At 36.1% G+C, this 22859-nt stretch carries 29 protein-coding genes; 21 read left to right on the forward strand and 8 right to left on the reverse strand.

Features of this window, described 5'->3' with window-relative positions:
• Positions 1–487: 487 nt before the first annotated feature.
• Positions 488–1096, forward strand: a complete 609-nt coding sequence (locus L6W14_RS09890; protein WP_036080766.1) for a YpjP family protein — start codon at positions 488–490, stop codon at positions 1094–1096.
• A 411-nt stretch (positions 1097–1507) separates the two neighbouring features.
• Here L6W14_RS09890 and L6W14_RS09895 read toward each other — a convergent pair whose 3' ends face one another.
• On the reverse strand, positions 1508–3001 hold the full coding sequence (locus L6W14_RS09895; protein ID WP_237900638.1) for an SH3 domain-containing protein: 1494 nt from the start codon (positions 2999–3001) through the stop codon (positions 1508–1510).
• A gap of 484 nt (positions 3002–3485) precedes the next feature.
• On the opposite strand from L6W14_RS09895, the gene L6W14_RS09900 reads away from it, so the two are divergent.
• On the forward strand, positions 3486–3833 hold the full coding sequence (locus L6W14_RS09900) for a hypothetical protein (protein WP_237900640.1): 348 nt from the start codon (positions 3486–3488) through the stop codon (positions 3831–3833).
• A gap of 302 nt (positions 3834–4135) precedes the next feature.
• Positions 4136–4681 carry a hypothetical protein gene (locus tag L6W14_RS09905; protein WP_237900642.1) on the forward strand — a complete coding sequence of 182 codons (546 nt, stop codon included), beginning with the start codon at positions 4136–4138 and terminating at the stop codon, positions 4679–4681.
• 628 nt (positions 4682–5309) lie between these two features.
• Here L6W14_RS09905 and L6W14_RS09910 read toward each other — a convergent pair.
• Together L6W14_RS09910 and L6W14_RS09915 are read right to left on the reverse strand one after the other, a co-directional pair.
• On the reverse strand, positions 5310–5750 hold the full coding sequence (locus L6W14_RS09910) for a carboxymuconolactone decarboxylase family protein (RefSeq protein ID WP_131520347.1): 441 nt from the start codon (positions 5748–5750) through the stop codon (positions 5310–5312).
• 14 nt (positions 5751–5764) lie between these two features.
• Positions 5765–6406, reverse strand: a complete 642-nt coding sequence (locus L6W14_RS09915) for an FMN-dependent NADH-azoreductase (RefSeq protein WP_131520346.1) — start codon at positions 6404–6406, stop codon at positions 5765–5767.
• Between the two features lie 170 nt (positions 6407–6576).
• Between L6W14_RS09915 and L6W14_RS09920 the strand changes: the two genes are divergently transcribed.
• Positions 6577–7077, forward strand: a complete 501-nt coding sequence (locus L6W14_RS09920) for an RrF2 family transcriptional regulator (RefSeq protein WP_103118029.1) — start codon at positions 6577–6579, stop codon at positions 7075–7077.
• Positions 7078–7224: 147 nt separating this feature from the next.
• Here the strand turns inward: L6W14_RS09920 and L6W14_RS09925 are convergent, their stop codons facing one another.
• Positions 7225–7638 (reverse strand): gamma-type small acid-soluble spore protein, encoded by a 414-nt coding sequence (locus L6W14_RS09925; protein WP_066036862.1) that lies wholly within the window; start codon positions 7636–7638, stop codon positions 7225–7227.
• Between the two features lie 194 nt (positions 7639–7832).
• On the opposite strand from L6W14_RS09925, the gene L6W14_RS09930 reads away from it, so the two are divergent.
• The 4 genes from L6W14_RS09930 to L6W14_RS09945 all read left to right on the forward strand — a co-directional run bounded on the left by L6W14_RS09930 (position 7833) and on the right by L6W14_RS09945 (position 10445).
• Complete coding sequence (locus L6W14_RS09930; protein WP_237900644.1) at positions 7833–8729, forward strand: TetR/AcrR family transcriptional regulator; 897 nt, start codon at positions 7833–7835, stop codon at positions 8727–8729.
• Positions 8730–9076: 347 nt separating this feature from the next.
• Positions 9077–9415, forward strand: coding sequence for a hypothetical protein (locus L6W14_RS09935; RefSeq protein WP_237900646.1), 339 nt, complete (start codon positions 9077–9079; stop codon positions 9413–9415).
• 48 nt (positions 9416–9463) lie between these two features.
• Positions 9464–9910 (forward strand): HTH domain-containing protein, encoded by a 447-nt coding sequence (locus L6W14_RS09940; RefSeq protein ID WP_237900648.1) that lies wholly within the window; start codon positions 9464–9466, stop codon positions 9908–9910.
• A gap of 157 nt (positions 9911–10067) precedes the next feature.
• Positions 10068–10445 carry a hypothetical protein gene (locus L6W14_RS09945; protein WP_237900650.1) on the forward strand — a complete coding sequence of 126 codons (378 nt, stop codon included), beginning with the start codon at positions 10068–10070 and terminating at the stop codon, positions 10443–10445.
• Positions 10446–10527: 82 nt separating this feature from the next.
• Here L6W14_RS09945 and L6W14_RS09950 read toward each other — a convergent pair whose 3' ends face one another.
• Positions 10528–11181 (reverse strand): FusB/FusC family EF-G-binding protein, encoded by a 654-nt coding sequence (locus L6W14_RS09950; RefSeq protein WP_131520341.1) that lies wholly within the window; start codon positions 11179–11181, stop codon positions 10528–10530.
• Between the two features lie 1069 nt (positions 11182–12250).
• On the opposite strand from L6W14_RS09950, the gene L6W14_RS09955 reads away from it, so the two are divergent.
• Positions 12251–12898: a class I SAM-dependent methyltransferase gene (locus L6W14_RS09955; RefSeq protein WP_066036856.1), complete on the forward strand. Its 648-nt coding sequence runs from the start codon at positions 12251–12253 to the stop codon at positions 12896–12898.
• Positions 12888–13862 carry an HD domain-containing protein gene (locus L6W14_RS09960; RefSeq protein ID WP_237900652.1) on the forward strand — a complete coding sequence of 325 codons (975 nt, stop codon included), beginning with the start codon at positions 12888–12890 and terminating at the stop codon, positions 13860–13862. Before L6W14_RS09955 ends, L6W14_RS09960 begins: the two co-directional genes overlap by 11 nt.
• An 18-nt stretch (positions 13863–13880) precedes the next feature.
• Here L6W14_RS09960 and L6W14_RS09965 read toward each other — a convergent pair whose 3' ends face one another.
• Complete coding sequence (locus L6W14_RS09965) at positions 13881–14234, reverse strand: hypothetical protein (protein WP_227744884.1); 354 nt, start codon at positions 14232–14234, stop codon at positions 13881–13883.
• A 148-nt stretch (positions 14235–14382) separates the two neighbouring features.
• On the opposite strand from L6W14_RS09965, the gene L6W14_RS09970 reads away from it, so the two are divergent.
• From L6W14_RS09970 to thrS, 10 genes are all read left to right on the forward strand, one after another.
• Positions 14383–14865: a hypothetical protein gene (locus tag L6W14_RS09970; RefSeq protein WP_237900654.1), complete on the forward strand. Its 483-nt coding sequence runs from the start codon at positions 14383–14385 to the stop codon at positions 14863–14865.
• Between the two features lie 29 nt (positions 14866–14894).
• Positions 14895–15350, forward strand: coding sequence for a MarR family winged helix-turn-helix transcriptional regulator (locus L6W14_RS09975; protein ID WP_227744883.1), 456 nt, complete (start codon positions 14895–14897; stop codon positions 15348–15350).
• Positions 15350–15697: a DUF3147 family protein gene (locus L6W14_RS09980; RefSeq protein WP_016993931.1), complete on the forward strand. Its 348-nt coding sequence runs from the start codon at positions 15350–15352 to the stop codon at positions 15695–15697. The genes L6W14_RS09975 and L6W14_RS09980 overlap by 1 nt, the downstream gene beginning before the upstream one ends.
• A 15-nt stretch (positions 15698–15712) precedes the next feature.
• Positions 15713–16198: a GNAT family N-acetyltransferase gene (locus L6W14_RS09985; protein WP_048394534.1), complete on the forward strand. Its 486-nt coding sequence runs from the start codon at positions 15713–15715 to the stop codon at positions 16196–16198.
• 47 nt (positions 16199–16245) lie between these two features.
• Positions 16246–16710, forward strand: coding sequence for a hypothetical protein (locus L6W14_RS09990; RefSeq protein WP_131520336.1), 465 nt, complete (start codon positions 16246–16248; stop codon positions 16708–16710).
• A gap of 123 nt (positions 16711–16833) precedes the next feature.
• On the forward strand, positions 16834–17340 hold the full coding sequence (locus L6W14_RS09995; protein ID WP_237900655.1) for a hypothetical protein: 507 nt from the start codon (positions 16834–16836) through the stop codon (positions 17338–17340).
• Between the two features lie 121 nt (positions 17341–17461).
• A complete protein-coding gene (locus L6W14_RS10000) occupies positions 17462–18058 on the forward strand; it encodes a hypothetical protein (RefSeq protein ID WP_048394530.1) in 597 nt (198 codons plus the stop codon).
• Positions 18059–18069: 11 nt separating this feature from the next.
• Positions 18070–18426: a membrane lipoprotein lipid attachment site-containing protein gene (locus L6W14_RS10005; protein WP_131520333.1), complete on the forward strand. Its 357-nt coding sequence runs from the start codon at positions 18070–18072 to the stop codon at positions 18424–18426.
• 14 nt (positions 18427–18440) lie between these two features.
• A complete protein-coding gene (locus L6W14_RS10010; protein ID WP_131520332.1) occupies positions 18441–18671 on the forward strand; it encodes a hypothetical protein in 231 nt (76 codons plus the stop codon).
• Between the two features lie 378 nt (positions 18672–19049).
• Positions 19050–20966 carry a threonine--tRNA ligase gene (thrS, locus tag L6W14_RS10015; RefSeq protein WP_131520331.1) on the forward strand — a complete coding sequence of 639 codons (1917 nt, stop codon included), beginning with the start codon at positions 19050–19052 and terminating at the stop codon, positions 20964–20966.
• A gap of 124 nt (positions 20967–21090) precedes the next feature.
• Here thrS and L6W14_RS10020 read toward each other — a convergent pair whose 3' ends face one another.
• Together L6W14_RS10020 and L6W14_RS10025 are read right to left on the reverse strand one after the other, a co-directional pair.
• On the reverse strand, positions 21091–21561 hold the full coding sequence (locus tag L6W14_RS10020) for a hypothetical protein (RefSeq protein ID WP_048394519.1): 471 nt from the start codon (positions 21559–21561) through the stop codon (positions 21091–21093).
• A gap of 172 nt (positions 21562–21733) precedes the next feature.
• Entirely contained in the window at positions 21734–21904 is a 171-nt protein-coding gene (locus L6W14_RS10025) for an aspartyl-phosphate phosphatase Spo0E family protein (protein WP_004230265.1), read from the reverse strand.
• Between the two features lie 518 nt (positions 21905–22422).
• Between L6W14_RS10025 and L6W14_RS10030 the strand changes: the two genes are divergently transcribed.
• The gene (locus L6W14_RS10030; RefSeq protein ID WP_237900657.1) at positions 22423–22818 is read left to right on the forward strand and encodes a hypothetical protein; all 396 of its coding nucleotides are present in this window, start codon (positions 22423–22425) and stop codon (positions 22816–22818) included.
• Positions 22819–22859: the final 41 nt, after the last annotated feature.

Genomic DNA, 22859 nt, shown 5'->3' on the forward strand with positions numbered 1-22859 from the left:
ATATCTTCTACTTTGGTAAACTTCAAGACAACAAACAAGCCCAATAACTCTGGATATATCCCTTTTAGCTTCAATGGTTCATCATCTTTTGAATGCAACCATAAATTTGCTTAACACGCCGCCAAGAATTATTAATATTATATTAGTCCCAACAAGCCAACTGTGTGCATGCATTACTATACATTGTAATGTAAAGAAAAATAAAAAACCCCAAAAGCTGCATATAACAGGCTTTTAGGGCTTAGTAGGGTACATATTACAAAATATAAAAATTAGTCCGTGAAACATAAAGATGATAAGTAACCTAACATTAATAAAAGACCAATACCCATTGCGATGCTCATGCTTTGTACCTCCTTTAAAAAAACGACACATTATTCATAAATATTGTACAATGAATTATAGAAATATGAAACCTTTTAATGGCGAGAACGTATATAATAATAGGAGAATTACCAATTTGTACATAAAGAGTAGGTGACAATAAATGAAAACGTGGGTTAAGAAAAGTATAGTCATCATGGTTGCGTTTTTAACATTTGGTTTAATAACGCCTACACATGAGATTTGGGAAGCATTTGATCAAAATCCTTCGAACCGTGCATCCATCGGCCCTTCATCAGGGACAAGCACTGCTTTAGCTGCTGAGCATGATGATAGCAGTGACGAGCAGCTACAGATACAAGAGGAAGCGATTGATTATAATGCCTTACTGGTGGATGCAGCTAGAGAACAATCGTACATAAAATTTGGCACAAAAATTGGTCCAAAAATTAGCAATGAATTCGACAGCATCATCTTCCCGAAAATGGAGGAAGCCATTGCAATGACAGTGGCTAATCTTGATGATCAAACTGCTGCATCTTTAACCATCTCTGAAAGACCAAGTGGTAATTACGGTGAGAAAATTTTCAATGTCATCAACAATGAAACAGGCACAGATTTAATTCGCTTCCATGTGCGCACAGAAAAAAGACCGCAGGAAGGCTACTACTACAACTTCCATTACCACAGTGTCGAGGACAACTTCATGGCACACAACAACCTTGGCGATATCTATTGGGAAAAAAACACACCACCTAAGTGGTTGTCATGATAAGTACGAAACACTCGTTTACATGACGAGTGTTTTTTTGTGAATATCTCAGCGTTTGTAAAAAGTCATTGAGTTATAACTTTTAATTTTTCAGAGTGGGGGAGGTAGGGGAAAGCATGTACCCTAAAAAGTACCCCAAATTCTTAAGTTTTTGATTTTCTTAGATTTATCAATTGAATTGTAGCGATAGCTGATATCAATAGCTACATCGAGCACTCTCGATTGAAGGTGCTTTCCATCAATATAAACAGGACTTTTGTTTATGATTGATTACCCTATATGCAAGTCCTTTTGTTATGCTTTCACAGCCTCTCCCGTAACTTCACATATGGCTTTATAGCACCATTTAGACAACCATATAAAAGAAGAAAGGTGACTTTTATAGTCACCTTTTCACTTATAGATAGCAATTTATTTATTGAATATTTGCTCATAACGGTGGAAGAATGCCACTGCGTGCGCTCTTGTTAGAGAATCATTTGGTTTAAACTCTGCATCCGTTTTAGTAGTTGTTAAGTCGAAGTCACGTAGAAACTGGATGGCTTCTGGCTGAGATACTGTTTTTCCATAATGCATAGATGCTAGGATACGAGCAAAATTACCACGTGTGATGTCTTTGACTGCATATACCTGTTTAGACGCTGATATACCACCAAGGGTTGGTAGAGCGTACTTACTTGCTAGTTGATAGTTTACATCTGCACTCCATGAAGAACTAGGTTTTGTTGAAGCTAATTCATCAGACTTAAAGTAACGGAAAAGTACAGATAACATCTGATTTTCTGTTAAATTCGTGTTTGGTTTCAGTAAGTTTTCGTATTTCTTTGTTGCAGGGTTGTATACGTTTGGATAACCGCTGATAAGTCCTTTGTTTACTGCCCATTGAAAATCCTCTGCCCAGTACTGGTCTGCCTTGTAATCAGCGAACTTTGATACATCTATACTACCTACTGGAGTTGTAGGTGTTGAAGCTGAGTAGTTTAAATAACTTGATGCTACATACCCCTCTGTCCCGTCATTTCTTTTCACAGGATACCAAACAAAATGGTTTTTCTTCGTTGATACGGCTTCATATTCAAAAGGACCAGTAATGGTAACAATTTCGCCTTTACGTAAAGTACCCATAGATGGACTATCCGTAGTAGGCTTTGTCCTAACTGTTACATTAGTTGTTGCATTAACTTTTTGATTTGTTTTAAAAAAGTACTTTGATTTTGTTAATGGTAAATCAAAATCATAGTTCATCACTGAAAATTTAATATTTTCCCTGCTGTTAGAGTCATATTGAAAATGTTCGCGTGTAAAAGGCAGCTCTGTTAAGTCTATTAATTCTAATCTCTCAATAATTCGGAGAATTTTTTCTTGATAGGCATTTGCATTTCTTTCCCCAGTTGCTTGAACAAATGGACTATTTACTGGCTTAGTACCGTTATAAGCCATGATAGCGAAGTACCAATGTTCCAATATATCTCTTTCCCCACTGTTGATGCTAGGCAAATCCTTCCGCTTAAACATATCATCTAGAGTCTCCACACCAGCTCGAATATTATAGACAATATCGCTTTTTAGTCTATCTTGATTGTAGCCTGCTTGATTGGTAATTTGCATAATGCCAATTCCATTATCAGCTGTCACAATCGCTTTACCATTCCTATCGAAATGACGCCAATTTCCACTTTCACCTTCCGCTATTGCCTTCACAATTTCAGGAGGAACATTATAACTCAGTGCTGTTTCGGTTAACAAACAGTTCATTGTGGAATAATCAGGGTTGACCTTCGATGCCGAATCATACTTACATGTATTTGCAATATCATTAGCTAATACATTTTTATCTATATTTATCGTTAGAGAGAGGGCACCAATGACAATACCACTAATCAATGGTTTCAATATCTTTTTCATATCTGGTTATTACACTTCCTTTCATATGTTCCAAAGTTAAAAGATTCAGATATATGTTATCATAAACCCAATATTTGGGATAGGGGTAATATTCAATGTTCCTTTCATTTAACAGGGTAGAGTGATAAAAGCCTAACATATATTGTTTCGGTGAAAGGGTTGTAAATAGTGATACTATTTTAGTGATAAAATTCTGTTTCATTTGGAGTAAGTGTATCAAATGGCTTTGTATCAGTAAGTGCAGCCCATTCTGCTTCTTCGGGTTTTTATATTCATGCAGATTATAGTAGGTGGAGTCGTATATATGGTGACAAATTATAAAGAAGTAAAATACAACGTTGCTGGAAAATTTTTTCAACAACTTATAAAAACTATCCATAGGCTGATAGAACTTATGAAAAAATATTATATGAATACTAAAAAATAAAAAGATGCAAAAGAAGATTTGGTTAATACCCTCATCTTCGTTGGTGGAGGAACAAATATGATAAAAAGATCAATTTTGTTATTTTTAGTTACTTTCCTTCTGTTAACTGGGTGCAATGAACGAAATCAAGACAATATTTCTTTCCCTGTATTTAATTGGAATGGTCATAATTATATTGTTACTAATGAACCGATCCCAAATGATAAATTAGAAGAAAAAGTCGGAGAAATAAAAGAACAAACAACAGATTTACCTTCAAAACACGAAGAGGGTTACAGGCTGAATACCGGAACGAATATATATAAAATAAGGGCTGTGGAAATTACGAATGATATTGATAGCAATATGGCGATAGAGATAGAAGGTGAATATAGAGTAGCGAGAATAATTGTTGACATAAAATAATAGTATCTAGCTTATGCCATTTGATGCTCATTTTTGGAGAAAAAGTTACACACCTATAATATTTTGATAAATTAAAGGATTCACATACACAAAAAAACTCAAACCATTTTTGTCTGAGTTTCAGTACAAAAGGTATTGGTTAAACGAAATATGCTGATTGATGAAACAGCTAAATGACTGGGATGGACTTAGTATTTATTAAAAGGAAAAATGTCATGGGCAAACTCCTTTCTTATGTACAAACGAATATGACCTAAAAAACATAAAATATTCTAATCGAAATAATAGAAGGGAGGATACATTTGTCTAATAATCATGGATTCAATAAGCTTTGCAATGATTGCGAGGGATGTGAAGACTGTAAAAGTTTCTCCAAGTTTAGGGTTTCTAGTTGTCCCAATGTGCCAACTCAAGAAGAACCAGTACAATTTATCCCAGCTTATGGTTCAATATATAACGTAGCTGGAGGAAATCCTACTATTGATCCAAATGTTAATTTCGACACAGTCGGACCTTCCAGTGGAACAACACCAAGTACAATTGATGATTCTATTACTGTTAATAGTCAAGGGGTATATACTGTTACGTTTACAATTGAATTAAGAGCAAGTTCAGGAGGAATATCGAATAATATTATTTTTCGCCTCTCTATAAATGGGACTCCTCTTGCAACAAAACAGATTGAATATCAAACCTTTGTAACTGCTACTAATATTGAAGTAGATTTAGTATCAAGAACAGACCAATTAGCGTTAAACCAGGGTGATGTTATACGAGTTGCCATAGTAAGTTCAACGGGACTCATAACTTATGATAATGCTGCATTGGTAGTAACAAAAGTTGCATAGGTTAAACAAATACAATGAACTATGCGATATAGTGAATTACGTTAATAAACTGTGTAAATTGATATTATTAAGTTTTATCAAAAGTATACGAAATACGCTAATCAAATTTCCATTACAAAATAAACATGTTCACTGTACGTGTATGTTGGAAACAAGTGAAAGACCACTCAATATTTAACCCCAATCTTAATAAACTTGCAAGAATTTAAAAAGCCTTAAAAATCTACACAGCACTTAATTGGTTGTCATACTAATTACGAAACACTCGTTTACATGACGAGTGTTTTTTTGTGCGAAAACACAATACTGAGAGAGGTAAGTGAAAGTATATACTCTAATAATTTTCTAAGATTGCATGGTCATAGAAGACATTTAAGAGGAAATAATTATAGCCCCTGCCTTCTGCCAGTATTTCAAAAGGCAAGGAAAAGGAAGAAATCAGTCGCTTGATGGAGGAATGTGGGATTGAATTTGTCTATTCTTGCGCTTACCCGGGAAATTTTTTTATTCCTAAACAAACATTTGAACATTTTGTTAAAGGGAGATAGGGGGGACTGACAAATGAAAATACGACTCCAATTGATATCAAACTACTATAAGAAAAATAGCTACCTGTTAAGGCAGCCATTTATGATTCCGCAACATTGCCCATAGCAATAGAAATTCGATTCCAACTGTTAATTTGATTAATCAAGATAACCAAATCGACATAAGCCTTTTCATCAAAATACTTGCGAACACGTTCATATAATTCATCAGGAACGCGTTTTTCTGGAATAAGCGTAATATGTTCCGTTAATTCTAATGCTACTTTTTCAGCATCTGAATAAAAAGTACATTCTCTCCAAGCGCTAATGCAGTATAAGCGCTGTTCAGTCTCTCCCATTTTCTTCGCATCAGCAGTGTGCATGTTGATGCAATAGGCACAGCCATTAATTTGAGAAGCTCTAATTTTAATGAGCTCACGAAGCTTTCTCTCAATAGCACTTTTCTTCGTGTATTTTTCCATTTCCATCATTATCTTCATAGCATCTGGTGCAATTTCATAATAATTCATACGTTGTGTCATTGTGAATCCCTCCATTATTTATTAGCTAATTCAACGGATAATTGATCCGCTTGATCAAGTGCGTTTTGCAAGACATCTTCTGTATTCAATAAGGCTGTTCCTTGGACACGAAGAATATTAAAATCTTCTATTCCAAGAAAGGCAAACATTGATTTAAGGTATTTGTAAGAATACTCCACTTCGGTATACCAATCGCCATTTGTATAAATTGAACCACTTGCCTGTATGATGATCATGCTCCTTCCATCATTTAATAAGCCCACGGAACCATTTTCCGTATATTTGAATGTTTCTCGCGCAATTAGAATGTTATCCATATAATCCTTTAGCTTTGAAGGAATATTAAAATTATGCAAAGGCATTACAATTAAATATTTATTAGCACTTTTAAATTGAACTAAAATTTCATTCATGCGTTCCAAAACTTCATTTTCTTCGTGTGTTAAAGGATCTCCATTTCGTGAATGTTCCCAGCCACTTAAAACAATTTTATCTATCATCGGAACAACGTCTTCATATAGATTAATTTGCTCAATTACTTCATCATCCTGTTTATTTTCTTTGTATGTCCCTAGAAAATGATCTAATACTTGAAGGCTCAAAGATGTCTTTGACTCCACTTCAGGGTGTGCATTTATCACAAGTAGTTTACGCATAAAAATCCTCCAGTTAAATAAAGTTGTTACTAATCGTCGATTTATTTAATCGTTGATTAACTTTGTCTACAATATACGCTTTTCATTTTCGTTTGTCAAACTGATTCATTTATGTATAGCTAAAATGTGTTACTATCATGGTAAGCAAAATGTTTTAAGAGGGTGGAATAATGAAATATAGTGTGATGGTTGAATATGCCCTACACAGTCTTGTTTATTTAATTGATGTACCAAAAAATGAAAGTATAGGAATAAAGGATTTATCAGAATTTCAAGGATTATCGGAGACCTATCTTTCAAAAGTTTTAGGGAAATTGTCCAAGGAAGGCATTGTTAGCTCGGTATCTGGTGTAAAAGGGGGTTATCGACTCAATAGAAAACCTGAAGATATTACATTTTGGGATGTTGTACGAGCTGTTGAAGGTGAAGATCCGATATTTCAGTGTAAGAATATTAAAGCAAATTTTGCTTATCAAAATAAAAAACAAAAGTGTGAGTCTTGTTCAAGTCAATCGAACTGTACGATCAATAGTGTCATGCTGGAAGCGGAAGAACACATGCGAAATTATTTAAGAAGCAAAACGATAGCGTGGTTAGAAGAAGAATTACTGCGGACTCTACCAAAGGAGCAAATAGAAGAAGCAAAAAATTTTTTTAAAAAAACAAATTGATAACTTGAATCGAATCATTTTGGATGTATGTAAATTCGGTTTACCTGAATGAAAATCTAAAGCGAGAATTTTATGCTGAAGGAATTAACCAAAATTGGGAGAAACAAAAAACCGGCAAGGATGCCGGCTGCGGATGTTGAATGAAAGCTATTTTGAATTATTTTCGTTAGCAAATTTACCTGAAGCAAATTTTTTGTTTGCTTCAGCTTGTTGAATTTGTTGTCTGATTTGGTTAACATCAGTTTCATTCCCAAATTCAACGTTCGTTGACTTCATTGCGTTCATAGAACCAGAAGCCTGTTGCTTTTTAGCTTCAGCTTGTTGAATTTGTTGTCTGATTTGATTAACATCAGTCTCGTTCCCGAATTCAACGTTCGTTGACTTCATTGCGTTCATAGAACCAGAAGCCTGTTGCTTTTTAGCTTCAGCTTGTTGAATTTGTTGTCTGATTTGATTAACATCAGTCTCGTTCCCGAATTCAACATTCATTGAATTCATTGCGTTTGGAGCTGCATTAGGAATTTTTGAGTTGAAATTTTGGTTGTTGTTATTATTCGCCATTAAATATCACCTCCTGAAAAGTAGTGTGTGCAGAAGGTTTTTTACTATCCATACATTTTAGAAAAACCTAACCGATTTGGACTGGCACTACAGAGTGAGGACCTCTAGTATCAAATTTGCATAGTTTAAGAAATCTAGTTTTCCTAGTATAATTGTAGTAAGTTCGTTATTGTGTTTAGAGATTGGAGAAATGTATGAAAGATCGTAAACAAATCGTTATCGAATCAACATTACAATTATTTACTGAGAAAGGGTATCAGCATACATCGGTTCAGGATATTTTAGATAAGGCAAATATTTCGAAAGGTACATTTTATAATTATTTTTCATCTAAAAACGAATGCCTGAAAGCCGTATTAGAGCAAAATCGTCAAGAGCGAAATGTTTTAAAAGAGGAAATTTTAGTTGGTAAGAAAAAAGATGATGTAGACGTTTTAATTGAACAATTAATCGCCACATTAAAAATTAAAGAAAAATATAATTTAATGCCATTATTTCGAGAAATCTCCTTTTTGCATGATGAAGAGCTGCAAGAAATTCTTGCGGAACATCGCTTTCATGAAATCACCTGGTTAAAAAACAGATTCTATGATATTTATGGAGAAGAAGGAAAGCACTATTATTATGAGTGTGCGGTCGTCTTTTTTGGCACATTCCAATATTTATCTTTTTATTGGAATTTGGCTACTAATATGACGATAGATCTAAAAAAAGTGGTTACCCGGTCATTGAAATATGTAGAAAGTTTTCTGCCAGAAATGATTAAGAGTGGAGAAATTCTATTAGAGCCTCAGGAAATGTTTTTATTAGAAAAGGATCTAGCCTATAAGTCCATTACTAATAAAGAAATACAAGAGAAATTAGAGAAATTTTGTAAAAAAATCTCGACAATCGAACTTCCACAAAAATCACTCGAACTCTCTAGCTTGCTTTTGGATGAAATGAAGAGAGAAACACCCCGCTTGAGTGTTTTAGAGATCATGCTACAGCCATTTCGTGCTTCTTTCGCTGAAACGATTTATAAATATGAAGCTGAAGAAATTGCCAACCTTTTCTGGCTCTTTATGAAGATGCAAAACAGCAAGGCATAAATGAATGATTGAATGACGAGACCAGCTTTTTAGCATAAAGTTGGTTTTTTCTTTTGAATTCGTTGGCTATTAATACTAGTGAGGGCATTAAGTTTTTTTCATTCTTCTGTCAGTGAATACTCGATACTTGGTGGAATCGTGTCATTTTTCATAAAGCGGAAATCATAAAAGTATACATTCCCACCAATTATACTTTGTTCTATAATTCCTATCCAATTCATGTTGAAACCGTATTAAGACACAACAAGTAAGCTCACCATAGACGACTATACATTCTTGGTTTAAGTGAATTACTAATTCAGGAAGTGTTATAATAATTTTACAGATTGTGGAGGTGGAGAGAGCTTGTGAAGGAAATAAGAAAACTATGGATGATTACATTTAAAATATTTTTAGAATTAATAAGAATTATTATCCTTTTTTCCATTATTGGATGCGTGATGTGGGGAGGCGCTAGGCTTATTTATACCTCTTTTGGAATAAATGTTGATGGTTCATACGCTGGGTGGCTGGGGGGAATCGCCATATATAGTTTATTGTTTGTCCTCTATCGTAATAAACTGCAGTTTTCGGGATTTTATAATGGTCCATATCGCCAAAAATTATCTCCTACAACCACTACCATTTTTATTACGATTTCCGTTTTTTTATTAATACTGCCACTTTTTTGGCGTCCTCATTTTTAATATAGTTTCATTTGATACATCAAAAAGAATGAAAAGAGGGTTACTACTGTGAAAGAATGGAAGGATAGGGCAGAAGTATCTTTTGTCACGGATATTTCCCGATTCGATTACCTGAAACAGCAAATTCAAGAAGTGGCTGAAAAATTCAGTTTCAATCATCAGCAACTTGCGAAAATAGTTGATTTACCAATGAATGAGCTGGATAGTTTATTGAATAACAAGGGCAGCATCACGACGGAGCAGCTAGATAAGATTGAACGAAAAATAGCTATGTTATGTGCTGGCTTTGAAGGCCTTGATGCAAGGGAAAGAGCCGCATTGCTTTTGAATGACCTCATTAAGGATTACATGTTTTCAACGGCTAGTGTCGCGAAAATGATTCATGTAGAGGAAAAGGACTTAATCGATTTTAGACAAGAGATATCGATCGATAAGAACGTAGAATTGAAAATTTGCGTGAATAGTATCATGCTCCATTTTGTATTACATGACTAATGACAAGCCCTGGTATTTTGGACTAAATCATTCACGAAGGAAGAATAAAAAATCTTCTCTTCTTCGCTGACATTCTTCATCACTTCCACGATTTCCTTCATACATAGTAATGATGAGAACCACACACATTAACCTCAAAAAGTATGGGGGTTCCAAAATGAAAAGTGCCAATAAAGTGTATGTGCTTTTATTGATCGTAGTTTTCTCATTCTCTACAACCGTATATGCAGAAGAAAATAAGGAAGGTATTCTTGTATACCATGTGAAATATGATTATGAAGCTATAAATAAATTTTTGGGCATGACAGTGCAGGAATACGACCAAGAGTGGAGGAAAGGTCTTTCGATTGCAGAGATGGCGGAGAAAAAAGGAATTGCTAGAAGAGAGGTAGAAGGCTATTTTTATCAATTTCATTATGAAGAAATGCAAAAATGGCGAAAAAAGGGTGTCATGACGGAGAAACACTATTTCCATCTTGTGTACGGATTAGCCGATGAAATAGAGGAATTTATTGATCGTAATCCCAACCGATAACATTTCTCTATACCCTAAGAGTAATTCTTTTAAAGTTTAAAGGCAGAAATGTTGCTTGCACAACATTTCTGCCTTTGTTCATTTATTTTTGTGTAATACGCTCGAAAAACTCCAGTGTTCTGTTCATATCCGTAACATGTACATTGCATGTTTGACTATCTGCACAAATGTAATTACTGTGGTTGGTAAACGTGCCAACCACCTGTCCTTTAATGGAGGTAGTAAATAGGCCTACATCTGAATGGCGATTACAGATAGCGCAAATGCCGCGAACCGTGTTATTGGCAAATATCCCTTTGATCCCTTTTAGCTGCCCATTTTGCTCAAGGACAACATACTTTCGATGTGTGCCAGCATCATCCCAAGCAAGATAACAAATTTGCTGAAAATCGAGTGCTTCTAGATTTGGTAGCTTGAGCTTCTTTTCCTTTTTAAATAAGGCTTTAAGCGTACTAGCGGTCACCGGCTTGAACGGGATGACATATGGTTTTAATTGCTCTAAAAATGCATCGCCTTGTGCACGATCTGTGACAGCAAAAAGCTGGTCAATCAGCATTGTTTCTGCTGCTGATAATGCTAATTTTGTCGTTACCTCCGTATCAACAAGGCCACGTACTGCTAGGATAACGTTTTTATCCTTTGTTGTTGTCAGTGCATGTAAAATTTTATTTAATTGCTGTTCTAGTAAATGATAGTTGGCAACCGTTAAAAACGGCTGAATTGTTTGTTGTTCCATTTGAAATCTCTCCTGTTTATTAGGCTATTTGATTACTTTTTGGCCTAAAGAGATCATTCAATTTCTGTTAGTTTATAACTTAATCTTGACCTCTTTGACCTAAAGAAGTCGTTCTAGAGCATGCATTACAAGTGAATGCGATCATTTAGATCCCTCCTTTAAAGGAAACGTTGATTTATATGGGTTTTACATAAGGTTTTATAATAGGTTGAATTAAACAGGCGACCAATTTACATTAATTTGTTAAAAATTATAAGTGTCTATAGATATAGTAACATGTGATTGCCCTAATTGCTCTTGAATTGTTTTGAAATTTACTCCCTTTACAATGGGATAAGATGCAAAGGTTCATGCAAATTTATTAGACGAAATTGTTTGTCTATAATCAACATTTCCATCTTCATTATATGCAGGACACTATTTATTTTTCTTTTGTTAGGCTAATTTTTGTAATCTTGATGTATAAGAATTAGGATTGTTTAAGTAATTTTAATGAACTAATTATATTTCTACCATAAAAAAGAATAAAGTAAATTAGTGTAACATTTATAAAGAAATAAAGTATATTAAAGTGAATTTGAGTAATGCCATTTATAGTAAATATAGCAATTGCGGATGATAACTCATTCTCACCGATGTAACTTATAAAGGGGAATGGGGCTCCAAATTTGTTAGAACCAAAAGATGCAAAGAAAATGGACATTAAGCTCATTAGAATGCTAATCCATAACAACGCCTTTTTGTTTGTACCTTGCATTAAGTCATCTCCTTTTATATTTTAACTACCCAATATTATTATTATATCGTAAAAAGTTGAATATGGTAATATTTTGGGAATTTATAATAAAATATTATCCAGAATGTTTATTGTAATTTTTATACATATTGATTATAACAGCTTATGAAAATTTGAAAATTGATAATGCACTGTTTATTTTCTGAATTGTTGGAAAGGTAATAAATTGGTATAATGGACTGAATTGGTTAATGAAGGGGGATTTATGATGAAACAGATGACTGAACGTATATTAATGAATGCTTGGAGAATTTATACATTGTAGGAGGCACTATGCTATTAAATAAAGAAGGTTTTGATTTATGGGCCGATGGATACGACCAAACGGTACAACACAGTGAGGAAAAGTATCAATACCCATTTGCAGGCTATAAAGCGATTTTAAATAAAATTTTCAATGAAGTGATGGCTGTTCCCGCTTCCACAGTTTTAGATATTGGCTTTGGAACAGGGGTATTAACGGCGAAGCTTTATGAACAGGGGCATTCGATTTATGGCTTTGATTTTTCTGCGAACATGATTGCCATTGCCAAGGAAAAAATGCCAGAGGCTCACTTAATGGAGTGGGATTTAATGAATGGCTTGCCACAGGAGCTATTACAGCAGCCCTATGATGCGATTATTAGTACATATGCGCTCCATCATTTTACAGATGAGCAAAAGTCTTTGTATATCACACAATTATTACAGCACCTATCACCAACAGGGAAAATTTTAATTGGCGATGTAGCTTTCCAGACAAGAGAGCAGCTGGAGCAATGTCGTCAAGATAGTAAGGGATACTGGGATGAGGATGAATTTTACTTTGTCCATGAGGAGCTAAAGGTCGCCTTACAGGAAATTTGTGAGTTAACCTTTTACCCACTATCGCATTGTGGTGGAGTCTTTGTGATTAGTCGGAAGAATATAAATGCTGATTAGTGACCCCTTATATGGGGAGTTCGAAATCGATGGTTTGTTAGAGGAATTGATTGTAAGTAAGCCAGTTCAACGCTTAAAGGGTATTCATCAGGCTGGGGCAGGCTTTCTAGTAAATAGCAGGTGGACTATTTCAAGATTTGAGCATTCTGTAGGTGTCATGCTGCTTATTAGACAGTTTGGCGGTTCATTGCAGGAGCAGGTGGCAGGCTTATTACATGATGTGTCCCATACCGCTTTTTCCCATGTGGTGGATGTTGTCCTTGAAAATGAGGCGGAAGATTATCATGAAGCAATATTCATGGATGTTATCAAACAGTCTTCGATACCTGCGATTCTTGAAAAATATGGCTACGAGGTAGAGAACATACTAGATACATCCAGATGGTCGTTACTTGAACAACCTGCTCCAGCATTGTGTGCGGATCGTATAGATTATACATCAAGAGATATGTATTTTTATGGAAATTCATCCTTGGAAGATATCCAAAAATTTTTACAGGACTTATTCGTTTTTCAGGGGAAATTGTGTGTTAAAACGATTGAACGTGCAGAATGGTTTGTAAAAATTTATTATCAGGAAGTGTTAGATTTTTTCTTGCACCCTTTAAATATCTATGCGACAAGTTCGTTAGCGCATGTATTAAAACTGTCGCTAGCAAAACAAATTCTAACGCTTGAAGATTTCCTAAAGACTGATCATGAGGTATTGCAGCAGATGAAGGCTTCACATGATCGAGACGTTAAAGCTCTTTTACAACAATTACATGAAAATGTAGAGGTAAGAGAAGAACAAGAGAATTATGACATTCATTTTCGCAATAAAGTGCGACTCATCGATCCAGCTATCTATCATCAACAGCAACTATGGAAGGCGAGCGAGGTATCTAACCATGTCAAAGCAATGAATGTCTCTGCTTTGGAAAGGTTTGAGCAGGGTGTTTATGTGAAAATAATCAAAGGGTAGGCAATCATTGAGGAGCTGTCAAAAGGCAGCTCCTTTTCTATAGGCCAACATGGATAAAATATATTTGCCAGAAAGCATAAATAGGGCATAGACAGCGAGCGCGCTCATAACAGAGATGCCTGGTTTAAACCAGCTTGTTAGGAGAAACGTGAGCACAGTAAATAATAGCATGCCGACCGCTCCAAATACCGTGTTTTGAAGAACAGCATGAAAGGTATCTTCTTTCATATTTTTCATTTGCATGCCCATATTAATGAGCGTCAATATCGGTAAGGCCGTAATAATACCTGATAAAAATAAATACTTAGATTGGCTAAGTAGTAGCGCTAGCACCATGATTGTGCCACCTACTAAATAGAGAAAGTATAACATGGGGTGCCCTCAATTAAATTCAGAATAGAGTAATAATACTGTGGAAAGAGAGTGTTCACAAGTACTCATTGATACTATTTAGCAAGAAACGCAGAAAGATAGATGTTTATGAAAAATAGATAGAATGTTTGGGAGGGGGTGAGTTGTGATGTCCATTCTATCCTTTATGCTTTTATATGTAATAGGCATACCAATCTCCACACTGTTGCATGAAATTGGGCATGCATTGGGTGTTATAGTATGTTCAAAGGAACGAGCCCATGTTTATTTGGGGGCAAAAAATTCTCCTGAAACCTTGCGTATAGGTCGTATACATTTCCATATTCGATGGGGATTTTTTGGCTTCTGTACCCCGCAAAAAAGGGGTAATTTAACGCGCAAGCAGTCGCTTGGATTTATAGCGGGTGGTCCTATCATGTCTTTAGCAGTATTACTTTGTGCCAGCTATCTAGCCCGTTATTTTACTGATTATGCAGGGATACACTATTTTTTTAATGGCCTTTTTTATTGGAATACTTTTCAATTTCTTGCAACAGCATTCCCGCTAATTTATCCAAACTGGTATAAGCCCTATGCAGGATTACCCTCAGATGGCTATCAAATGCTAAGCTTACTGAAGAAAAATATCTGAAAATATAAACTTTAACGAGGTAGCTTTTAATGTATCGTATTATACGATATAATCGTGTGGAACGATATATTAAAGGAGCTATTACAATGATTAAAGATATAAATGATTATTTTACAACGATATTCTATCATCTACATACAACCCATGAAGATGTTATTTCCCATCAAAGTGTGCGTATTTTGCAAATGATTCAAAAGGAAGCGGAAGTGACGGTGCGTGATATTGCAGGGTTACTAAATATTTCTCCTAATACGGCATCAGAGCATGTGAAAAAGCTAGAGCGTCATGGCTGGGTGATGAAGGAGCGTGCAAGTGACGACCAGCGTAAGGTCATGCTACATTTGACAGCAGAAGGGCTACAAGTGTTGAAGAAAAACTCGGAGCTAGATGATGATAAGCTACAGCAAGCCCTTAATCAGCTAACTGAGCAGGAGCAGCAAGCCATTCTACAGGCGTTTCGACGTCTAAGTGAGGTGGCAAAATAATGTATACATTCTTTAAAATTTTGAGTTCAGCAGCCATCATTGGCGTTGTGACGGAGGTTGCACGTCGATTCCCTACCTATGGAGGCATTATTGCTGCGTTGCCATTGGTGAGTATTTTAAGCATTATTTGGCTGACCGTGCAAAGTGAGTCGAGTGAGCATATTCAACGCTTTACAGTAGGCGTTATCGTTGGCTTGCCCGCAACGATGTGCATGCTATTTGTGATTTACATGGCGATGAAATCCTCTGTACATATTGTACTAGCTATTGGACTTGGTGTACTATCCTGGGCTGTATTTTTAGGCATACAAAAAGCGATTGCAGGGGTTTTTCATATTTCCATTTAAGAAGGGGTTTATAACATGACGATTATTGCCATACATCAACTACCAAAACAAACTGTAAGCGAATTTTTTCAGGAACATTGGGGTACGACAGAGATGGTCATTTCCAGTGGCATTTATGATTGTAGTGAATTAGCGGGCTTTGCTTTTATGAATGAGCAACAAATGATGATCGGTTTAATCACCTATATCATGCGAGAAGAGGACTGTGAAATCATTTCGTTAGATAGTACGGTTGAGGGGAAAGGTATTGGTTCTGCTCTTGTGAAAGCGGTAGAACAAGCAGCAATGGAGCAGGGCTGTACAAGCATATCACTTATTACAACAAACGATAATTTACATGCATTGAAATTCTATCAAAAACGAGGCTATTGTTTAATAGAAATACTGCGTAATGCAGTGGAAAAAGCAAGAGCCTATAAGCCTTCTATCCCACTCATTGGTAATGATGGTATTCCAATACGAGATGAAATACGTTTACAAAAACAACTTGACTGTCAATAAGTCAGGTTGTTTTTGTTATACTAGTTGGGAGGAAAGAGAGGGAAAGTATGAAAAAAATACTATTTATTTTAGTACTGAGTGTGCTTGTGGTCGGGGCAATCTTTATGATTTATCTCAAGAGCAATCCACCACTTGTTATTCAAAGCTATAGCAGCAAACAAGGCAATGAAGCAATCAAAATCATCGCACTTGAAAATACAGGGCTGCGTGAAATTAAGCTAAAGCAAATACTGGTGAATGATCAGCGTCCTGATAACGCGAAGCTTGTAATAAGTAAGTCAGAACCTTTTGAGGCGGAAACAAAGCTAGAGGGAAATGATCAACTATCTTTTCATAAATTAGCACAGCGAACGATCGTACCTCAAAGATACATAAATCAACAAGCTATTGGCGAGCAGCCACAGCATTATGCAGTACAAGTTCTAGCATCTAACAACCAGAAAGTAACAATACACTATGAATACTTAAAAATACCTTTTACGCTTACAGTTGAGCTTCAAGCCAACAAATAATCACTTTTTGTCTTATCCTTTATGCCTGTGTCAATTTCTAAGATTGTTTGGTGAAAAGCTCCTATCCCTCCTAGAACATGGTAATATTGTATTAACAGCAATTGTAATACTAGGAGGGACCTAATGGCATTTATCATCTTGGGTATAGTACTATTTATCTGTGTTGTCACTGTGGCTTTAGTGTTTATGAAAAAGCTTTTAAAAAATGATATTATGCTTGAAGTGACAGCCACTTGTGAAGGAAAAAATGAAGACAATCAAGCGATTATGAAGATATATTTTAGGTATTCCATTGGACGTCTTGCCAGAAGGAAACGAGAAATGATAGGCAGTATTGAATGGTCTGAAGGGTGGATGCCTGTCAGCTATAATTTAAAAGAACATGGCGTGTATGATGAAGAACGACTTTTGTATGCAACGAATGAGCAAACGTATTCCACCTTTGAAATCAATGCGACGAATGCGCTTGATGAGCAAGGACGTGGAGAGGGCTACGTGGTCCTTGTATTAGAAAAGCCAAATACCTCTCATATGTCCCGAGCGGGTGTTATTCTCGCTGTGACAGCCAATATGGTTACATATCAATTATCAGACTCGACTAGCTGGCCCAATGATATGCTAGCGAACTAGCTATCCAATGTATTGGATAGCTTTTTTGGTATTTACAAGTAAAAATAGGCTGTTTATGGAACCAATTGCGGAAAATAACGTATAGAAAGAAGAAGGACTTGCAGGAGGAAGGAGGATATAGATGTCCGAACAACATAGCAAATACAATGATTCAAGGCTTGTCACAATAGATGAGCAAATATGTGCACTTTTGCAGCAACGAAAAGAGCAAGCTGCTCTTACTCCAGGCTTGCCTTCGGATGATACCATTTCGAAATGGGCACAGCAATATGGTTTCGATGATACTTTTTTAGCGTTGTTTTTCCAGTTGATTAAATCAGAAAAATACTATACTTCAAAGGTAGAACCTTCAGGCTTCCGTCACTATATCCCTGTATTGAAAACGGTAGCAAAGGGGGAGCGTTTGTATACGGTTTCTTATGTTCGTCAATATGACAATGCAAGTGTGGTGCAATTATTAATCGATTGGGATGAGCAGCAAGAACCTCAGCTAACGATTCAGCAAAAATTAGAACGAAAACATTTTGGTCTATACATTGATGCGTCCTATGAATGCCGAAGTAAAGGTACAGGTGGCTCAAATGGACATGAAAGCAGTACGTATGTGGTGACACCACCCTTGCCAGATGATTTAAGGGGACTTCATTTTGTTTTTACAGAATACGAGGATGCCTTTGAAGAAAAGCCGACAGGGTGGGCTATCACCATACAAGGTTAGGGGGATATTTAATGAAAAAATCGATCTTTCCACTTGCCCTCATCATCCTATTGACAGCTTGTCAAAGCCCCAAGCAGGAGATACATTATATCGCCAAAAGTGAACATTGGAAAGCCATCTATCATAGTAATGGTGAGGTGGGCTTACGCTTATTTTATCTGGGAGATGATGATGATTTGGGGCCTTTAGAAATTACAATTGAGGGGACAAAAGAATCCCAAAATTTAAGTGATGTTCAGTTAAATAAAGATGGCTATTATTCCTTCACAAAAAAAGAAAGTGAGAAAATCTTTAAACGAGAAACAAAGCCAATGATCCATGTAGAATGGCAATCTGAAGATGAGACCTTAGAAGTGAAAAATCATTAGGAGATAATAATAAAATGCGAATTGAACAGCGCGAAGATATAGTGATTTTTGATGGGCTAGAAATCAGCGGTACGATTCAAAAAAATCAACAATGCCCGAGTTGTCAAAATTCCATCATCTATGATGACACGTTTGATAGTTATTTTTGTGCGATGTGTAATGAGTGGCAAGAGGAGGCATGTGATGACCCGCATTGTCACTATTGTGTTCAACGTCCAGAACGCCCATTGCAAGTCCGTCGCTAAATTTTTTTCTTTTTTAGTGTTTGACAAAGAATTCACTATTCGTTATAGTAATTAACAATTTCATACAAAATGAAATGGGCAATGATAAGGACAAGAGATGCGATTAACCATTTATAGAGAGGGAGGCCTTGGCTGCAAGCTTCCTAATGTCGTACTCCCATCTTACTACCTTGGAGCCGTGCTTGGAAACTTGCACCGTTTTTTGCAGCGTTACAGCAAAATCAATGAGCCACTAGCTTATAAACTAGTGGGAATTTGGGTGGAACCACGGGTAATCAACACATACTCGTCCCTTCTTAGGGGCGGATATGTGTTTTTTTTATCTACACAATTATGCCAAGGTGTAATTGATTTTATTACGAAAAGGAGTAGAGAAACATGTCAAATCAACGTATTCACATTCAATTTCCAGATGGTCAACAACAAGCATTTACTAAAGGTGTGACACTAACCGATATTGCACAAGCGATTCGTCCAGAGCTTCGTAAAAAGGCAGTCGCAGGGAGTGTTAACGGAACCATCATTGATTTGACGCACCCGATTATGGAAGATGCACAAATTACATTGTACGATGCAAGCTCAAAGGAAGGGATCGAGGTCATTCGCCATTCTACGGCCCATTTATTAGCTCAGGCAATTAAACGACTTTATCCACATGCACAATTTGGAGTAGGACCAGTCATTGAAAATGGCTTTTATTATGATATAGACATTGCTAATACACTGACACCGAGTGATTTACAGCAAATTGAAAAGAAAATGAAACAAATTGTACAGGAAAATATACCGATTCATAGACGCGAGGTTTCACGTGAAGAAGCAAAGCAATTATTCGTCCATGATGCGTTAAAGCTAGAGCTGTTGGAGGCAATTCCTGTAGATGAGCTAGTTACGATTTATGAGCAGGGAGATTTTTATGATTTATGTCGTGGTCCACATGTCCCGTCTACAGGCAAATTACAGCATTTTAAATTAATGCATGTGTCAGGCGCTTACTGGCGAGGCGATAGCAATAATCAAATGCTTCAGCGTATTTATGGCGTTGCCTTTGCTACAAAAGAGGAACTGCGCGATCATTTTATCTTCTTGGAGGAAGCAGAAAAGCGAAATCATCGCAAGCTAGGTAAAGAGCTATCGTTATTTATGTTTTCAGAGGAAGCACCTGGCATGCCCTTCTATTTAGCCAATGGTCAAATTTTACGCAATGAACTGGAATCGTATTTGCGACATTTACAAGCAAAATATGATTATAGGGAAGTACGAACACCACTGATGATGAACCAACGCTTATGGGAGCAGTCAGGTCACTGGGATCATTATAAGGACAATATGTATTTCACACAGGTGGATGACCAAAGCTTTGCCTTAAAGCCGATGAACTGTCCTGGGCATATGCTGATTTTCAAAAATGCCTTACATTCCTATCGGGATTTACCTATACGTATGGCAGAATTTGGGCAAGTGCACCGACATGAATTTAGTGGCGCCTTGAATGGTTTGTTACGTGTACGAACTTTTTGTCAGGATGATGCCCATATTTTTGCAACACCACAGCAAATTGAGGATGAAATTGCACTGGCCTTAAAGATTATAGATGAAGTGTACAACGTCTTTGGCTTTGCGTATACGATTGAATTATCGACACGACCAGATGATTATATGGGTGATTTGGCACTGTGGGATCAAGCAGAAGCAGCACTTGAAAATGTCCTAAACAATTTAGGTATTGCCTATACAATTAATGCAGGGGACGGGGCTTTTTATGGACCGAAAATTGACATCCATATTAAAGATGCGATTCAGCGCAGTCATCAATGCGCAACAGTTCAGCTTGATTTCCAGCTACCAGAGAAATTTGATTTAACGTATATTAATGAGCACAATGAAAGGGTGAGACCTGTTGTCATCCATCGTGCAGTGTTTGGCTCAATTGATCGCTTCTTAGGTATTTTAATCGAGCATTTTGGCGGAGCATTCCCAACTTGGCTGGCACCACAGCAAGTCCAAGTGATTGGGGTAGCAGAGGCACATCAAGGCTATGCCAAGCAAGTTGTTGAAGCTTTACAACAAGCAGAAATCCGTGTGCAATTAGACGACCGTCAAGAAAAGCTCGGCAAAAAGATACGAGAAGCCCAATTGCAAAAAATACCATATATTGTGGTAATCGGTGATCGTGAGGTTGCCAACCGAACTGTAGCTGTTCGCAGACATGGTCAGCAAAATTCCGCTGATAAGTCACTACAGCAATTAATAGAAGAAGTCACAGCAGCCATTCAACAAAAAAGTTTAGCTTAATTCAAGTAAAGAAAGCTTGCGATGAATGTTCGTCATTCATCGCAAGCTTTTTAATTGTTAAGAAATTTTTACTTCTATTTTTTTGAAATGACTACTAGAATCTACATGGTGTGCATACAATGAATTAAAGGTGCTTGGAACTTTCTTGAAAAAGCGAATGTCCCAGTATTACTTCTTGTGTTTCAGCGTCGATGACAAGAAATTTGCGATAGGATTCATCGGTATTGTGCTGAAAGGATGCTAAAAAATAAACTTGTCGATTGGGATGAATAAAAGTATGTTGAGAGAGGTCTATTGTTTCCTGTTTACCATCTGTTTGTAAATAAAAACGTTTTGTCGCATTTGCTACATCTTTAAAAGCCATCTTTTGACGAATATTCAATGAAGCATTGGTATATTCCTCATAAATCGCACGATTAAGCTGCTGATAAAATGTGTCCTCATCACGAAACGATTGAAATTGGTTGTTTGGGTATTGATATAGTGTATTTATTTCAGTTGGTGTGCAAAGTGTGGGTGATGTATGGTCTACTGAATGTTGAGGTGGCAATAATATTTTGGAAACAACCATAAAAGTTAAGATGAATACGTGCATCATTCAACCTCCAAATGTTTTCTTATCAAAAACATCGCCTACTTTTTCATTCTCTATACATTCTGAGAAATGGCTAGGTGAATGCATGTATCATCCCCGATAAAACCAGCCAATAAAACATGGCCTGGCTTTATCATATCTATACTTTCTTCTATTATATGCCTCGTTATGATTAGGAAGCTTGTGCTTGTTTTAAATATCTATTAAGTAAGACATCCAATTCTTGACTGTAATCTACTACAATAGGGTGGGTGAAACCAAGATCCTTTGCTTTTTTATACATAATTCTTCGTTTGATCTCAATTTCCGCCTTCAAGAATTGTTTAAGTAATAAGTTAACCAAGATATTTTCCTCCTAATTTTTTATCCATATTCTTGAAATAAATTTTTATGACCTCGATTCAACTTTTTCATTGTATATCACTTATATTAAAAAAAATGTCACATTGTGTATCGTTTCTTAAATTCGTAATTTAGTCATAGATAGGGTACTTCATCCTATTTAGCTCGATTGAAAATTTTTATGTATTATAGATAAATAATACTGTGAATTTCCCTTTTTATAGAATTTAATACATGACTTAAAACCCTATTCATGTGCTGGATAGGGTTATTCACGTTCTTTGTTTTAGAAAATATTAAGGGGAAAATAGAGAAGTCTTAAGTCTTTTATACTAAGAAAAAAGTTGTGATTAGAGATTGAATTTTCCGATAATTAAGCGTGGAATTCATATCTTGTCACATTTTAGCAAATTCCCTTTTTTGTTGTTTAGAAATGGGGACATTTCATTGTCTATGGTGAAATGTTGAGAATTTTTGAAATTAATGGAATAATGGATGGTAGATGAGGTGATGTAGCGCATGATGAAAAAACTGGTTTCCATCATTGCTTTTTTAAGTTTACTAACGGCATGTGAAAGGGAGAAGCCCTTACAGGAACCGACCATTGTGTATGACATGGATACGACATCCACATCCACTGAATTTAGCTATGTAGCCGATTTATCTTTGGAAAAAAGAGAGGCCTATCAAGCATTTTTAAACGATGGAGAAATTCGTCATTTGCAGACCTTTTCGCCAGAGGAAATGCTGCTAATTATGTTTGATTTAGTGGAGGAACCTCGTATGGATGCATTGTATGCGATTACTTACAGCAATGATGCATTCCCCACAAAAGAATTGTTTGAGCAATACTATACGGATTCACTTGCAGGTGATTTGCTACCTATTTCATGTATAGATTTTATGATCGAATAGTGATTAATGAATCGAGCACCCCTGATTTACAGGTCGTTTAA

Source organism: Lysinibacillus sp. ACHW1.5 (assembly GCF_022014815.1).
Lineage (GTDB): Bacteria > Bacillota > Bacilli > Bacillales_A > Planococcaceae > Lysinibacillus > Lysinibacillus capsici.

What these genes read in the sequence shown, in the direction of transcription:
- L6W14_RS09890 (WP_036080766.1), top strand. Translation starts at nt 488, where the DNA reads ATGAAAACGTGGGTTAAGAAAAGTATAGTCATCATGGTTGCGTTTTTA.
- L6W14_RS09895 (WP_237900638.1), bottom strand. Translation starts at nt 3,001, where the DNA reads ATGAAAAAGATATTGAAACCATTGATTAGTGGTATTGTCATTGGTGCC.
- L6W14_RS09900 (WP_237900640.1), top strand. Translation starts at nt 3,486, where the DNA reads ATGATAAAAAGATCAATTTTGTTATTTTTAGTTACTTTCCTTCTGTTA.
- L6W14_RS09910 (WP_131520347.1), bottom strand. Translation starts at nt 5,750, where the DNA reads ATGACACAACGTATGAATTATTATGAAATTGCACCAGATGCTATGAAG.
- L6W14_RS09915 (WP_131520346.1), bottom strand. Translation starts at nt 6,406, where the DNA reads ATGCGTAAACTACTTGTGATAAATGCACACCCTGAAGTGGAGTCAAAG.
- L6W14_RS09920 (WP_103118029.1), top strand. Translation starts at nt 6,577, where the DNA reads ATGAAATATAGTGTGATGGTTGAATATGCCCTACACAGTCTTGTTTAT.
- L6W14_RS09925 (WP_066036862.1), bottom strand. Translation starts at nt 7,638, where the DNA reads ATGGCGAATAATAACAACAACCAAAATTTCAACTCAAAAATTCCTAAT.
- L6W14_RS09930 (WP_237900644.1), top strand. Translation starts at nt 7,833, where the DNA reads ATGAAAGATCGTAAACAAATCGTTATCGAATCAACATTACAATTATTT.
- L6W14_RS09945 (WP_237900650.1), top strand. Translation starts at nt 10,068, where the DNA reads ATGAAAAGTGCCAATAAAGTGTATGTGCTTTTATTGATCGTAGTTTTC.
- L6W14_RS09950 (WP_131520341.1), bottom strand. Translation starts at nt 11,181, where the DNA reads ATGGAACAACAAACAATTCAGCCGTTTTTAACGGTTGCCAACTATCAT.
- L6W14_RS09955 (WP_066036856.1), top strand. Translation starts at nt 12,251, where the DNA reads ATGCTATTAAATAAAGAAGGTTTTGATTTATGGGCCGATGGATACGAC.
- L6W14_RS09960 (WP_237900652.1), top strand. Translation starts at nt 12,888, where the DNA reads ATGCTGATTAGTGACCCCTTATATGGGGAGTTCGAAATCGATGGTTTG.
- L6W14_RS09965 (WP_227744884.1), bottom strand. Translation starts at nt 14,234, where the DNA reads ATGTTATACTTTCTCTATTTAGTAGGTGGCACAATCATGGTGCTAGCG.
- L6W14_RS09970 (WP_237900654.1), top strand. Translation starts at nt 14,383, where the DNA reads ATGTCCATTCTATCCTTTATGCTTTTATATGTAATAGGCATACCAATC.
- L6W14_RS09975 (WP_227744883.1), top strand. Translation starts at nt 14,895, where the DNA reads ATGTATCGTATTATACGATATAATCGTGTGGAACGATATATTAAAGGA.
- L6W14_RS09980 (WP_016993931.1), top strand. Translation starts at nt 15,350, where the DNA reads ATGTATACATTCTTTAAAATTTTGAGTTCAGCAGCCATCATTGGCGTT.
- L6W14_RS09985 (WP_048394534.1), top strand. Translation starts at nt 15,713, where the DNA reads ATGACGATTATTGCCATACATCAACTACCAAAACAAACTGTAAGCGAA.
- L6W14_RS09990 (WP_131520336.1), top strand. Translation starts at nt 16,246, where the DNA reads ATGAAAAAAATACTATTTATTTTAGTACTGAGTGTGCTTGTGGTCGGG.
- L6W14_RS09995 (WP_237900655.1), top strand. Translation starts at nt 16,834, where the DNA reads ATGGCATTTATCATCTTGGGTATAGTACTATTTATCTGTGTTGTCACT.
- L6W14_RS10000 (WP_048394530.1), top strand. Translation starts at nt 17,462, where the DNA reads ATGTCCGAACAACATAGCAAATACAATGATTCAAGGCTTGTCACAATA.
- L6W14_RS10005 (WP_131520333.1), top strand. Translation starts at nt 18,070, where the DNA reads ATGAAAAAATCGATCTTTCCACTTGCCCTCATCATCCTATTGACAGCT.
- L6W14_RS10010 (WP_131520332.1), top strand. Translation starts at nt 18,441, where the DNA reads ATGCGAATTGAACAGCGCGAAGATATAGTGATTTTTGATGGGCTAGAA.
- thrS (WP_131520331.1), top strand. Translation starts at nt 19,050, where the DNA reads ATGTCAAATCAACGTATTCACATTCAATTTCCAGATGGTCAACAACAA.
- L6W14_RS10020 (WP_048394519.1), bottom strand. Translation starts at nt 21,561, where the DNA reads ATGCACGTATTCATCTTAACTTTTATGGTTGTTTCCAAAATATTATTG.
- L6W14_RS10030 (WP_237900657.1), top strand. Translation starts at nt 22,423, where the DNA reads ATGATGAAAAAACTGGTTTCCATCATTGCTTTTTTAAGTTTACTAACG.